Below are 13,807 nucleotides of genomic sequence, written 5' to 3'. Positions count from 1 at the left end.
AAGAGTTAGCTTCTAATTTTGATGCTGTTGTGATGGAGGATTTGAACATGAAAGGAATGTCTCAAGCCCTTCGCTTTGGAAAAAGCGTTCACGACAACGGTTGGGGGATGTTCACTACTTTCCTCGCGTATAAGCTAAAGGAACAAGGGAAACAACTTGTGAAAATTGATAAGTGGTTCCCTTCCACTAAAAAGTGTTCTTGTTGTGGTGCAGAAAAACCAATGAAACTATCTGAACGCACCTACCGCTGTTCCTGCGGCTATGTGGCAGATCGTGACTATAATTCAGCAATCAATATCAAAAATGAAGGTATACGCCTATTAGCGTGATCATAAGCACCAAAACTCTTGGAACAAGAGGGGTAGCTCGGTCAGTTTTCGTTGGCTAGTAAAAGCAACGATAAGTCGAGAAGCCCCCACTTCAAGCGACTTGCAAGGGTGGTAAGTGGTGGGAGTAGTTCACCTGTTTCGATGTAACAATACATTCAGATAAACAAGCATGGCATTTTCAACAGGTATGGTTTGTGGCAGTAAGTAATCAGCCTTACTTTGGGGGAGGGATGAAAATATCCCCTGCTGCTAGACCCGATGATGGGCTAGTCGATCTAACAATTGTGCATGGCATCTCTCCGATAAAATTATTATTTGCCTTTGTCACTGTATTTTTTGAAAAGCATACAAAATTTAAAGAGATTACCTTTTTACAAGGACCATATTTTGATATTGTTGTACAGGGACATCAAGTGGATTGCCATACAGATGGTAATTATATTGGGATGGTTCAGCAGGATACGCCTATTCATTGTACAGTGAAGCCGCAAGCGTGGCAGGTTATAGCACAAAATAGAGTTATCATTTCGCAATAATTTTAAGCGAATTAAAGAGGAATACGTTATACTATAAAAAATCAATAATTTTACAAGACAGAAATGAGGAAGAGCAGTGAGATTAAGAAATAAGCCTTGGGCGGAGGAAATGATTGATAGTCATCCAGAGGTGATTATTCCAAAGCCAGAGGACTTTAAAGGAAATTGGCAGACTATTTTCGGCAATGACCAGCCTATCCATATTGAGGTGGGTACTGGAAAAGGGCAATTTGTATTAGGAATGGCATTGCAAAATCCGCATATTAACTATATTGGTATTGAGCTTTATGATAGTGTGATTGTTTGTGCATTAGAGAAAATTTTAGAGGCAAAGTCTCCAGCGAATTTACGTTTATTAAAAGTAAATGGCGCGGATTTAAATAAATTCTTCGATAAAAATGATGTATCACGTGTGTATCTGAATTTCTCAGATCCTTGGCCAAAAAAACGTCATGCAAAAAGACGTTTAACGCATGAGGATTTTTTGAAATTATATGAATCGATTTTGGTGGATAGTGGGGAAATCCATTTTAAAACGGATAACCGTGGTCTGTTCGAGTATTCATTAATCAGTATGTCTGAATATGGTATGTTGCTAAAATATGTTTCACTTGATTTACATGCTAACATGCCAGAGGATAATGTGATGACAGAATATGAGCAGAAATTTTCTGCAAAGGGACAGCCGATTTATCGACTAGAATCGCAATTTATCACTAAATTGTAGGGGGAGTATGGATGGATCAGTTACAGTTTCACAGTATGTCATTATCATGGCTAAACGGGGGTGTGACGTGCCTAGATGGTGGTGCAATGTTTGGTGTTGTACCAAAGCCACTATGGTCACGCAAATATCCTGTCAATGAAAAAAATCAAATTGAGTTACCAACAGAACCAATTCTCATTCAATATGAGGGAAAAAACTATTTGATTGATACAGGTGTAGGCTTTAACAAATTAAATGAAAAACAACTACGAAACTTTGGTGTTACAGAGGAAGGTTCATTGGCAGCTAGCTTACAGGAGCTAGGCTTAACAGCAGCGGATATTGATGCTGTCTTAATGACGCATTTACATTTCGACCATGCTGGCGGCTTAACACAATGGGAAGGGGATGTCCTTGTACCCACTTTCCCGAATGCCAAAATTTTTGTCACGAAAATTGAATGGGATGAAATGCGTAACCCGAATATCCGCTCTAAAAATACGTATTGGAAAGAAAACTGGGAGCCTGTACAGCATTTAGTGGAAACCTATGAAGATACATTAGAGGTAGTGCCTGGTATCGAAATGATTCATACAGGTGGTCATAGTGAGGGACATGCCGTCATCAAGCTAACGCAAAATGATGAAGTATTATTGCATATGGCAGATATTATGCCAACGCATGCGCACCAAAATCCATTATGGGTATTAGCTTATGACGATTATCCAATGACAAGTGTATTTGCAAAAGAGCGACTGATGAAAGAAGCTTTGGCGAATAACTATAGCTTTATTTTCTATCATGATGCGTATTACCGTATGATTAAATGGGATGAAACAGGCAAAGAAATAGTGGACAAACTAGAGCGCAGTAGACAGCCTGTTATTACTTTTTAATACAAGTCGAGGTATTTGACAGATAAAATGTCAATGCCTCGCTTTTTTGTTCGTGAACAGGATAAAAAATATGATACACTAAACACGATACTAAACTATAAAAGAGAGTTGAAATAAACATGGCAACTGAGCAACCATTTTTACCTGTTTTACTAGGATCAGATATGAATGCATACGGTATGGCACGTGCATTCTATGAGGCATACGGCATTAAACCGCTTGTTTTAGGTCGTTCTCATTTAACAGCCACACAAGATAGCCATATCCTACAATTTCAAGAAATTGATCGTTTAAATGAACAGGATGTTTTTGCCCCTGCCCTTGCACAGGTTGCAAAAAAATATACAGATAAAAAACTATTGCTATTAGCTTGTGGTGACGATTATGCTAAGCTTATTATTAAAAATAAGCCTGCCCTACAGGAGCATTTTACTGTCCCGTATATTGATGAGTCATTAATGGATGAAATTTTACTGAAAGAAAATTTCTATAAAATGTGCGATCAGTATAATTTTAAATATCCAGGTACAGCAACGGTAACAGCCGATAACTATGAAAACTTTACACCACCATTTGATTATCCGATTATTTTAAAAGCATCCAATTCTGTAGAGTATTGGGCATGTAAATTCCCGGGTAAGAAAAAGGTGTTTGTGGCGCACGATGAGGCAGAAAAAACAGCTATTTTAAAAGCGATTTATAGCTCAACCTATCAGGATACAATGATTATTCAGGAATTTATCCCTGGGGATGATTCTTATATGCGTGTGTTAAATGCCTATGTTGGGAAAGACGGCAAAGTAAAATTAATGTGCTTAGGTAATCCAATACTTGAGGAGCATTCGCCTGAAGGCATTGGCAGTTATGCAGCTATCGTAACAACGTATGACAAGGAGTTAATGGACCAGGTACGCTTCTTTTTAGAGGATATCGGCTATACTGGCTTTGCAAATTTCGATATGAAATACGATATTCGAGATAAGCAGTATAAGCTATTTGAAATTAATTTGCGCAATGGTCGTTCCAGCTATTATGTCACAGCAAGCGGTCATAATTTAATGAAGTATGTAGCAGATGACCATATGCTAAATATTGAGCAGGATGTAACATATGTACAGGACAAGCACTTATGGATGATTATTCCAAAAGGTGTGCTGTTTAAATATGCATCGAATGAAAAGCTAAAATTAGAGGCGAAGAAATTAATTCGTGAAGGCAAGTATACAAATTCCCTATACTTTAATGAGGATATGAATGCCAAGCGCTGGACAAAGCTTACACTTAACAACTTAAATTATTATCGAAAGTATAAAAAATACTTTAATAATAAAGGTTTGTCTGAATAAATGAAGGGAGGGCTATGCAAAAAGATGTTCACTTTTTGCATAGCCCCTTCATTTGTTCTTTATACTTCTGTTAGTTCCACGACAACACCTGAACGTGCATCGGCAGCGAATTCGAAGGTTTGTAGTTCACCCTCATTCATACGAGAGATACCTCCACGATATACTGGGATAGTCATAATACCATTTGTATAATCCTCAGTTTTCATAAAAATCCAAGAGCCATCAATGGGTGCATCCCTTTTAAATTCTTTTTTTATGTTTTCAAGTACTTGTCCTGCGGGTACGAATGGAGAAACTTTTTCACTTGCTTCTTTAATAATGACTGCGGCAGCTAGGCCAGTTGCAACACCGATTAAAAAATCACGTAATTTCATGTTACTTTCCTCCTTTTCTATATTCTTTATTTTAGCATAGCCTATAGAGTGAATGCACGTTCACGATTTTAAAGAAATAGTTCAATATTTCGAATTCAGAAATAAATATGTTACAATAAGTAAAAAAGAATATTCTACTTCGTGGGGAGCGATAGTCATCATGGATAAGGAAACATTACAATTATTTAAAACATTAACAGAATTACCAGGTGCGCCTGGAAATGAACATGCTGTACGCGCATTTATGCGTTCCGAGCTAGAGAAATATTCAGATGAAATGATTCAAGATAATTTAGGTGGTATTTTCGGTGTTAAATATAGTGAAGTTGCTGATGCTCCAAAAGTGTTAGTGGCAGGGCATATGGATGAAGTTGCATTTATGGTGACATCCATCACAGACAATGGGATGTTGCGCTTTCAAACATTAGGTGGCTGGTGGAACCAAGTCATGCTGGCACAGCGTGTAGAAGTATTTACGAAAAATGGTGCAATTCCTGGCGTTGTATCATCTATTCCACCACATTTATTAACAGATGCTGAGCGTTCAAAGCCAATGGATATAAAAAATATGCTGATTGACATCGGCGCTGATAACAAGGAAGATGCGATCGCTCTTGGTGTTCGACCAGGACAATCGGTGATTCCAATTTGTCCATTTACACCAATGGCAAATCCGAAAAAAATTATGGCAAAAGCTTGGGATAATCGATATGGCTGCGGATTAGCCATTGAATTAATGAAGGAAGTACAACATGAACAACTTCGCTCTCATTTATATGTAGGTGCAAATGTAATGGAGGAGGTTGGCTTACGCGGTGCACAAGTATCAGCAAATATGATTAAGCCAGATTTATTCTTTGCCTTAGATGCTTCTCCTGCAAATGATATATCAGGAGACAAAAATCAATTCGGGCAGCTTGGCAAAGGAACATTGCTTCGAATTCATGACCGCACAATGATTACACATCGAGGGATGCGAGAGTTTATTTTAGATACAGCTGAATCAAATCATATTCCTTACCAATACTTTATTTCACCAGGTGGCACAGATGCAGGGAAAGTGCATATCGCCAACGATGGGATACCGAGTGCAGTAATTGGTATTTGCTCACGTTATATTCACACATCTGCCTCAATTATTCATATTGATGATTACGCAGCTGCGAAAGCATTAATTATTGAATTAGTGAAAAAAGCAGATCGTTCGACATTAGCATCGATTCACGCTAATGTATAGGAAGTTAGAAGGATGCCTTTAGCGGGCATCTTTTTCTATGGAAAGAAAGTGGGGATTAGATGAATATAGCAATTGGTACAACCAATAAAGCTAAAATAGAAGCAGTTGAAGCAATTGCTCGACACTATTTTAAGGATGCTACTTTTACTTATGTAAAAGCTGCCTCAGAAGTAGCAGATCAACCACTCAGCCATGAAGAAACTCGAAGGGGTGCTATTAATCGTGCTCAAAATGCTATGATACAAACGGCTGCACAATTATCATTTGGCTTAGAGGGTGGTATTATGGAAATAGAGAATGATATGTATGTTTGCAACTGGGGTGCACTTACTGTTGCAGATGGAGCGAGGTTTACAGCTGCTGGTGCTCAAATTATATTACCAAAAGAAATTGCCCAGGAAATAAGAGCTGGTGGAGAATTAGGGCCCATTATGGAGCAATATACAAAACGTCAGGATATTCGTCAAGGTATGGGGGCTGTAGGAATTTTTACGCAAGGTTTAGTCAGTAGACAAACAATGTTTGAGCATATTGTATCACTTTTAATTGGTCAATATTTGTTCGCATATTTACAAAAATAGTGGATGGTGGTAAGGTAGTGCGGTTGCAACTTATGAAAGATTTTTTTAAAATAGAAAAAACTTTGTAGTGAAAGGAAGAGAGACATGTCATATACATGGCTAAGAGCTGCTGGACTAATGCTTTTACTGTTGGGGCTTTCTGGTTGTAGTCAATCTATTGAGGAACAAATTGCAAATGGACTGCAAATCACAGAAACCGTTTTTGCTGAAGAGCCAGAACAACATACAGAACAAATTGATGATATCCAACTATACTTACCTGCAAAATTTAAAGTTGAAGATAGTTCAGATGACTATAATATTGTTATTTCAAAAGGAAAAGAAAGCTATATTCTTTTTATTAATGATCGTGAAGCTAAAGATAGTAAGTTATACTATAATCTGTTAAAAGACAATGATGCTGACAAAATTATTGAAGAAACAACTTATGAGAAGGATGATCATTTTGGCTTTACTGCAGTGCTAAAAACAGCTAATGAGGATGAAATGGAGCTAGTTGTGAGTAGCGGTGGTATAAAAATGACAACGATTTCACAAGCCAAATATATTGAGGACAACTTACGAGAAATGACGAAAATTGTTCATTCCGTTAAGATAAAGTAAGTGGATGAGATTGAATAGATCAAAGATAAAACTCCTTATCAATATAATAAAATCTGATTAAAAATATTTCAAGATAATATTATGCGTGAGATACGTCAATAAAATCTATATAGATTTTATTGTTAGGAGCTATTTCAAAAATAGGATGTGAACAAAGTGAAGTCAATAAAATCAGAGCAACTTGTAGAGCTATTAAAAAAGCAACTAAATACGGAAAAATTCGAATTTCATGTTGATAAGAAGCACGATAAATTACGTTTAAATCACAAGAAGCTTGGAAAAGGAATGGAGCTTTCTTTACCAGGAATTGCGGCTAAATATAATGATAAACAACAAGCAGCTATTGTAGAAGTTGTCTATACAATTGAGCAAACCTTCTATGCAATGGAGCAAGAGATGGAGCAGGGTTTTCAGAAAACAACACAAATTTATCCTGTAATTCGTGCCACCTCGTATCCGCAAGCATCAAAAGAGGGACATGCCTTTATTACAACAGAGCATACAGCCGAAACCCGTATTTTTTATGCCCTTGATTTAGGAAAAACATATCGCTTTATTGATGAATCCATGCTTGAAGCATTACAATTAACCGTGGAGCAAATTCGAGAAATGGCTAGATTTTCCGTTAAGCAGCTACCAACTACGTATAAAAAAGATGAGGTAGCAGGCAATCTATTTTATTTTGTCAATGTCAATGATGGCTATGATGCAAGTCGTATCTTAAATGAAAATTTTCTAAAAGAAATGCGCTCACAGGTGGAGGGTGATATGACATTATCTGTGCCTCACCAAGATGTGCTAATTATAGGTGATATTCGCAATGAAACAGGGTATGATGTATTAGCACAGATGACTATGCATTTCTTTGCAGTCGGTACAGTGCCGATTACGTCATTATCATTTATTTATGAAGACGGGGAATTAGAGCCCATCTTTATCCTAGCAAAAAACAGAGTGAAAAAGGAGCAAGAAAAACAATGAATGTATTTTACAACAAAGAGCATGTAGGCGACGTTTTATTAGTTCAACTAGCAACGGAGCCAATCGTCAAAACAATCGTAGAACGTGCTGGCGATTTTGCGATTTTAAAAGAGGCACAAACGGGAGAAATCAAGGCTTTTAATTTATTTCATGCAAGTAGCTATGTGCAAACAGATGCAAACGGTGTAGTGGATGTAACGCCAGAATTAGTAGCCCAGTTGGAAGCAGCGATTGAAAAAAATGATGCTGCTCTTCGTCTCGATGTTGACTTTTCCCCGAAATTTGTGGTCGGTCATGTAGAAACAAAGGACAAGCATCCAAATGCTGATAAATTAAGTATCTGTTCTGTAAATATTGGCGATGAAACGTTACAAATTGTTTGTGGTGCGCCAAATGTAGCAGCAGGTCAGAAGGTAGTTGTAGCGAAAATTGGTGCAGTGATGCCTTCAGGAATGTTGATTAAAGCGGGTAATTTACGTGGGGTGGATTCCTTTGGTATGCTGTGCTCCGCTCGTGAATTAGCTATTCCAAATGCCCCTTCTGAAAAAGGTATTTTAGTGTTGTCTGAAGACGCAGTAGTGGGCAGTGCCTTTGAAGTGCCAAGTAAATAAAATGGCTAAGCTATTAAATAGAAAATGGTTCAATTTTTAAGAGCATGAATTCACTAGTTGTTCTCCTATTAAGATAAGATATGCTAAATCGTTATGTTACGAATATGACAGTAACATAACGATTTTTTTTGTTTAGAATCATCTACTAAATGCAAGTTTCTCACACATTTTTATGGTATGCTTTTTGATGTAGACATTGTGCTATTGAAAGAAAGATACATAGACAATGCTATAAATGAAGTGTAAGAGAAATGAGTGAAATAAAGTGAATTGGTTTAAAAAACAAATTAATAAAATTTTAAATAAAGAAGATGATGAATACGACTATGAAGAATATTATGAGGACTACGAACAAGAACAACAGGTACAAAGTGAGCCACCTGTAGCGAAGCAAAAAACTTTCCGTTTCCCATTAATTGATGATGAGGAAGTAATGTCTCAGCAGCCATCACAAAAAGAAGCATTTGATTATATAGAAGATGATTATTATGGACAAATTGAGGACCTCTCTTTACCTAAACATTTAAACCATCATATTGTGGATTCTCGTGTTTATGATGTAGAGGTTTCAGGGATTCGGGAGTTATTGGCGAATCGATCAAAGCGTACAGGTCGAAAAACAACTATGCCAAGAAGTCAGGCTGTGGAGCAGGAAAAGAGCTCAAGGGCAAGCCTTGTTTTTCGAGATGCACAACAACAGCCTGTCCAACCTCAACCATCAACACCAAAAGAAACATTTCAGCAACCAGAGAAAATCGTTAAAAGTAGCCTGCCTGAAAACCGTAAACGATTTGTGCCAACAGATGTACCGTCACCTGTCTACGGCTTTGCAAAACCAAGTCCAATCAAGGAATTATTAGATAAACGAAAGGAAGAGTATGACAAGCAAGCGGTGAACGTTCAGACATCTGATAGACAGGAAACTAATCCGTTATTAAAAGAAGCGACAACAAATAAGGTCAATGCAAATATACTAGAAGAAAAAGAGTCGGTTAGCATTAACCAGCAGGCTGTAGTGGAACAGCCTACACCACTTGAGAAGCAGGAGCCACCTATAAATGAACCGATTATTTTTGATGACGAAGTGTTGGAAGCAGTGAATGATCCGCAGGGGCATACTGAGCCAGACATAGCCGTGCCTCAAACAACCGCCTATGCAATGGACTTTGAAGAGCCTGTACAGGAGGACATTGTGCAAGAGCAAACTATTCAAAAGCTATCAGCAGATCAATCGGAAATTCATGTAAAAGAAATGGTTGTGGAGCAAGTTCAAATTGAAAATTCTACCATTCATATTGGCGAAGTTACTGTAGTGCAGCCAGCAACAAATGAAAAAAACGACCAACAGCTTTCAGCAGAACAATCTATAGCTATGACACAAAGAGACGAAAAAAGTCGAATTCCTTTTAATGTACTCATGTTAAAAACGGATAAAGAAAAGTGGAAAATCAAGCAGCAATCGAAAATGGCACAATCCTCTAATACCGTAGAAAATCAGCAACCATCTTCTAATAAGGTAGTGGATGTCAAACCAGTTGTAGACGAAAAAGATACAGAAGACAGCGTGAACATAGCAGCTAGTCAGCTAGATGTACCACAATATAAAGAACCAGACCATTCAATAACTGCTGTGCAATTGCATGAAGAAACGAATACAAATAAGCTTCAGCCAGATAACCATCAAACGGTTATTACAATGGCTCCTGTCACAACGATGTCCAATGTCGCTACTTTAGAAAAAGCAGAAATGGAGCTAGCAAGTGCGGATGAAATTTCAGCAACGACTGAGTTAATGATAGAGCCTATTACTGAAGTTGTTTCTGCTACTATTGAAGCGCCTGTGCAAGTGGAGGTGGTGGAACAGCAAGAACCACGAGCTGTAGCAGTAGTCGAAAAAACGACAAAGCCTGTACATGTTTACCAAAAACCTGCTGATGAATATTTAGAGCCACCAGAAGAAAAAACACAGGATACAGAGTGGATGGAGCAACAGGGAGATACATTGGTTGAGGCACTTTCTTATTTCCAAGTGTCTGCACAAATTGAATCAATTATGCAGGGACCTGCTGTTACGCAATTTGAAATAACAGTGAGTCATGGTACAAAGGTTAGTAAAATTCGCAACCTAGCAGATGATTTAAAGCTTGCCCTAGCAGCAAAGGATATTCGTATTCAAGCACCGATTCCTGGGAAAAGTTCCATCGGTATTGAGATTCCAAACCGAGTATCACGAGCTGTTCGCTTATCAGAAGTGACAAATAGCGCAGCCTTCCTTGAATCAGATTCACCGTTAGAGGCAGCCTTAGGTCTTGATTTAACAGGAAAACCTGTTACGCTGGACTTGCGGAAAATGCCTCATGGTTTAATTGCTGGTGCGACAGGTTCTGGTAAATCTGTTTGTATCAATTCAATTTTGGTTAGTTTATTATATAAAGCTGCGCCACACGAGTTAAAGCTTATGCTAATTGATCCTAAAATGGTAGAGCTGGCACCATTTAATCATATTCCACATTTAGTGAGCCCAGTCATCACAGATGTGAAGGCTGCAACGGCTGCACTTAAGTGGGCAGTAGAGGAAATGGAGCGTCGTTATCAGTTATTTGCGCATGCAGGTGCACGTGATATTACCCGTTATAATGCAATCGCTGATAAAAATAATGAGCATAGCCTGAAATTACCATATATTTTAATTGTTATTGATGAGTTAGCTGATTTAATGATGATGTCTCCAGCAGATGTAGAGGAGGCCATTTGCCGTATTGCGCAAAAGGCTCGTGCTTGTGGTATTCATTTAATTGTGGCCACACAAAGACCATCTGTGGACGTTATTACAGGATTGATTAAATCCAATATCCCTACACGTATTGCTTTTGCTGTTTCCTCACAAATTGATTCCCGTACGATTTTAGATGGGCAGGGAGCAGAAAGGTTGCTTGGACGAGGCGATATGTTATATTTAGGCAATGGTATGTCAGCACCTGTCCGTTTACAGGGAACATTTGTAACCGATGATGAGATTGAGGCCATTATTGAGCATGTTCGTGAGCAGGGCGAGCCTGATTATATTTTCGATCAGGAGGAGCTTTTAAAGAAAACAGAGGTGTCTGCAGAGCAGGATGATCTATTTGAGGATGTCTGCCGATTTGTTTACGAGCAAGGTGGCGCCTCTACCTCATTAATTCAACGAAAATATCATATTGGGTATAATCGTGCTGCTCGTTTAATTGATATGTTAGAATCACACGGCTTTGTGTCAGAGGCGAGGGGCAGTAAACCACGTGAAAGTTATATTACAGAAGAAGATCTAATCACGATGTTTGAATAAGAATGGCGTCAATCACATCTGAATAATCTTATTGATAAGAAAATTATTTTTTTAGAAAACTTACACATTTATTCTTATGCATAAAAAGTGCTATAATAGACAAGATGTGTTGAATAGTACGTATTTTTTAACACTTGTAAAGGTACTAATACCTAAACAGTCGTGTAATAATACGATACACCTACTAGAGATGATAGATGGGATATTGAAATTCCCGGGGGGTTTAATTAATGACAGTTTTTCATTTCACAGGCATTAAAGGCTCTGGTATGAGCCCGCTTGCACAAATTTTATTTGATGCGGGGGAACAAGTACAAGGCTCAGATGTCGAAAAATATTTCTTCACGGAGCAGCCGTTACGTGAACGTAATATTCCAATTTACACATTTGATGCAGATAATATTCGAGAAGGGATGACGGTTATTGCAGGCAATGCTTTTCCCGATGATCATCCTGAATTAACGCGTGCTCGTGAAATCGGTGTAGAGATTATTCGCTACCATAAATTTTTAGGTGAATATATTGGCAACTACACATCGATTGCTATCACAGGGGCACATGGTAAAACCTCTACAACGGGCTTAATGGCTCATGTAGTAGGTGGTTATAAACCAACCTCTTATTTAATTGGTGATGGTACAGGAGCTGGTCATGAAAATGCTGACTTCTTTGTGATGGAAGCATGTGAATACCGTCGTCATTTCCTAGCATATAATCCTGACTATGCAGTTATGACAAATATTGATTTTGATCATCCGGATTATTTTGCCAATATAGATGATGTTTATTCAGCGTTTCAATCATTAGCGTTACAAGTGAAGAAAGCGATTATTGCATGTGGTGATGATGAGCAACTTCAACGTATTCAGGCAAAAGTGCCTGTTGTTTATTACGGATTTGGTGCTGAAAATGATTTTGAGGCGCGCAATGTTGAAAAAACAACGCAGGGAACAACGTTCGATGTCTTTGTGCGTAATGAATTTTATAGCACTTTCTTTATCCCATTATTTGGAGATCATGCAGTTTTAAATACGTTAGCAGTGATCACATTATGTGAATATGAAGGCATTTCACCTGAGCTTATTCAGGAGCGTCTACACACGTATAAGGGGGTAAAAAGACGTTTTACGGAAACACGGATAGGGGATAATGTGTTAATAGATGATTATGCACACCATCCAACTGAAATTCGTGCAACGATTCAATCGGCACGACAAAAATTTCCTGAGCGTGAACTAGTCGCTATTTTCCAACCACATACATTTACACGTACACAAGCTTTTTTACAAGATTTTGCAGATAGTTTAAGCCTTGCAGATACAGCCTATTTATGTGATATTTTCGGCTCTGCAAGAGAAACACAGGGCGCTCTTTCGATTCAGGACTTAGCGTCACTTATTGAAGGCAGCGCAGTGATCAGCACTGAGGGAATTGAGATATTAACACAACATAGAGGTGCAGTATTTTTATTTATGGGTGCTGGTGATGTTCACAAATTCCAAGATGCTTTTGAAAATGTGTTAAAAAGCAATGAAACAGCTTAGTCCGTATGGGTTAAGCTGTTTTTTTTAAAACTTTAGCAGGAATTTTGTTTTTTTTGTCGAAGTTAGGGAAAGTAATAGTAAAGAGAATTTACTAGGAGGTCAACTTATGGAAGTGATTTTGTATATTGCAGCCATTATTGCTGCAATCGGATTTTTAATTTTATGTGTGAGCTTAGGTATGACATTATTTTCACTCAAATCTATTTTAAACAGCTTAGCTGGGACATTATCAGGTATTGAGGGACAGATGCAAGGCATTACCCGCGAAACAACGTCCTTATTAACAAAAACAAATAGCTTAGCAGAGGATATACAACATAAATCTGAACAATTAAATTCAGTTGTTCATGCTGTTAAAGGTATTGGTGACTCCGTTAATGGTTTAAATAATTCTGTCCAACAAATTACATCCTCTGTTTCGAAAAGTGTCGAACAAAATGAAGAAAAAATTGCACAGGTTGTACAATGGAGTAATGTGGCAATGGGTATTGCTGATAAATGGAAGAAGCGCAAAATCATTGAGCAAGCTCAGGAAGCTGTAGTTGAGAATGCGTATGAATTTGAATCAGTGCAGGCAGAAAAGCCGAAAAGAAAATGGGGTCGTAAAAATTGATAATTATTTGGTGAGTATACAATACTGATCGAATAAAAATAAAGTCTTAGACATAAGTTGAAGATGCATCTGTAAAAGTAGATGAACAACATGTCTGGACAAAATTGATCATTAGATGGGGAGGA

General features: G+C 37.9%; 14 protein-coding genes. 13 read left to right on the top strand and 1 reads right to left on the bottom strand.

From position 1 onward, the window contains the following. From ADM90_RS25235 to ADM90_RS19715, 5 genes are all read left to right on the top strand, one after another. Positions 1-329: RNA-guided endonuclease InsQ/TnpB family protein (locus ADM90_RS25235; protein ID WP_235473702.1), on the top strand; the 329-nt coding region annotated here is incomplete at its 5' end. Positions 330-478: 149 nt separating this feature from the next. After that, entirely contained in the window at positions 479-865 is a 387-nt protein-coding gene (locus ADM90_RS19730; protein ID WP_268766659.1) for a diacylglycerol/lipid kinase family protein, read from the top strand. A gap of 76 nt (positions 866-941) precedes the next feature. Further along, positions 942-1,592 carry a tRNA (guanosine(46)-N7)-methyltransferase TrmB gene (gene trmB / locus ADM90_RS19725; RefSeq protein WP_053996606.1) on the top strand — a complete coding sequence of 217 codons (651 nt, stop codon included), beginning with the start codon at positions 942-944 and terminating at the stop codon, positions 1,590-1,592. An 11-nt stretch (positions 1,593-1,603) separates the two neighbouring features. Continuing rightward, positions 1,604-2,467, top strand: coding sequence for a YtnP family quorum-quenching lactonase (locus ADM90_RS19720; protein ID WP_053996605.1), 864 nt, complete (start codon positions 1,604-1,606; stop codon positions 2,465-2,467). Positions 2,468-2,586: 119 nt separating this feature from the next. After that, the gene (locus tag ADM90_RS19715; protein WP_053996604.1) at positions 2,587-3,813 is read left to right on the top strand and encodes a carboxylate--amine ligase; all 1,227 of its coding nucleotides are present in this window, start codon (positions 2,587-2,589) and stop codon (positions 3,811-3,813) included. 59 nt (positions 3,814-3,872) lie between these two features. Here the strand turns inward: ADM90_RS19715 and ADM90_RS19710 are convergent, their stop codons facing one another. Then, positions 3,873-4,187, bottom strand: coding sequence for a peptidase M4 (locus ADM90_RS19710; protein WP_053996603.1), 315 nt, complete (start codon positions 4,185-4,187; stop codon positions 3,873-3,875). 160 nt (positions 4,188-4,347) lie between these two features. On the opposite strand from ADM90_RS19710, the gene ADM90_RS19705 reads away from it, so the two are divergent. The 8 genes from ADM90_RS19705 (at position 4,348) to ADM90_RS19670 (ending at position 13,682) form a co-directional block, all read left to right on the top strand. Next, positions 4,348-5,424, top strand: a complete 1,077-nt coding sequence (locus tag ADM90_RS19705) for a M42 family metallopeptidase (RefSeq protein WP_053996602.1) — start codon at positions 4,348-4,350, stop codon at positions 5,422-5,424. Positions 5,425-5,483: 59 nt separating this feature from the next. After that, positions 5,484-6,005, top strand: coding sequence for a DUF84 family protein (locus ADM90_RS19700; protein WP_053996601.1), 522 nt, complete (start codon positions 5,484-5,486; stop codon positions 6,003-6,005). Between the two features lie 84 nt (positions 6,006-6,089). After that, on the top strand, positions 6,090-6,608 hold the full coding sequence (locus tag ADM90_RS19695; protein WP_053996600.1) for a hypothetical protein: 519 nt from the start codon (positions 6,090-6,092) through the stop codon (positions 6,606-6,608). Positions 6,609-6,764: 156 nt separating this feature from the next. Continuing rightward, positions 6,765-7,589 (top strand): DUF1444 domain-containing protein, encoded by an 825-nt coding sequence (locus ADM90_RS19690; protein WP_083448624.1) that lies wholly within the window; start codon positions 6,765-6,767, stop codon positions 7,587-7,589. Next, positions 7,586-8,200, top strand: a complete 615-nt coding sequence (gene ytpR / locus ADM90_RS19685; RefSeq protein WP_053996599.1) for a YtpR family tRNA-binding protein — start codon at positions 7,586-7,588, stop codon at positions 8,198-8,200. Before ADM90_RS19690 ends, ytpR begins: the two co-directional genes overlap by 4 nt. Before the next feature lie 265 nt (positions 8,201-8,465). After that, entirely contained in the window at positions 8,466-11,525 is a 3,060-nt protein-coding gene (locus tag ADM90_RS19680; RefSeq protein ID WP_053996598.1) for a DNA translocase FtsK, read from the top strand. A 230-nt stretch (positions 11,526-11,755) separates the two neighbouring features. After that, positions 11,756-13,069: a UDP-N-acetylmuramate--L-alanine ligase gene (gene murC / locus ADM90_RS19675; RefSeq protein ID WP_053996597.1), complete on the top strand. Its 1,314-nt coding sequence runs from the start codon at positions 11,756-11,758 to the stop codon at positions 13,067-13,069. Between the two features lie 106 nt (positions 13,070-13,175). After that, a complete protein-coding gene (locus ADM90_RS19670; RefSeq protein ID WP_053996596.1) occupies positions 13,176-13,682 on the top strand; it encodes a DUF948 domain-containing protein in 507 nt (168 codons plus the stop codon). The last annotated feature ends 125 nt before the right edge of the window (positions 13,683-13,807 follow it).

This window comes from Lysinibacillus macroides, from assembly GCF_001281525.1.
GTDB classification, from domain to species: domain Bacteria; phylum Bacillota; class Bacilli; order Bacillales_A; family Planococcaceae; genus Lysinibacillus; species Lysinibacillus macroides.
This window is presented reverse-complemented; position numbering and strand designations above follow the sequence as displayed.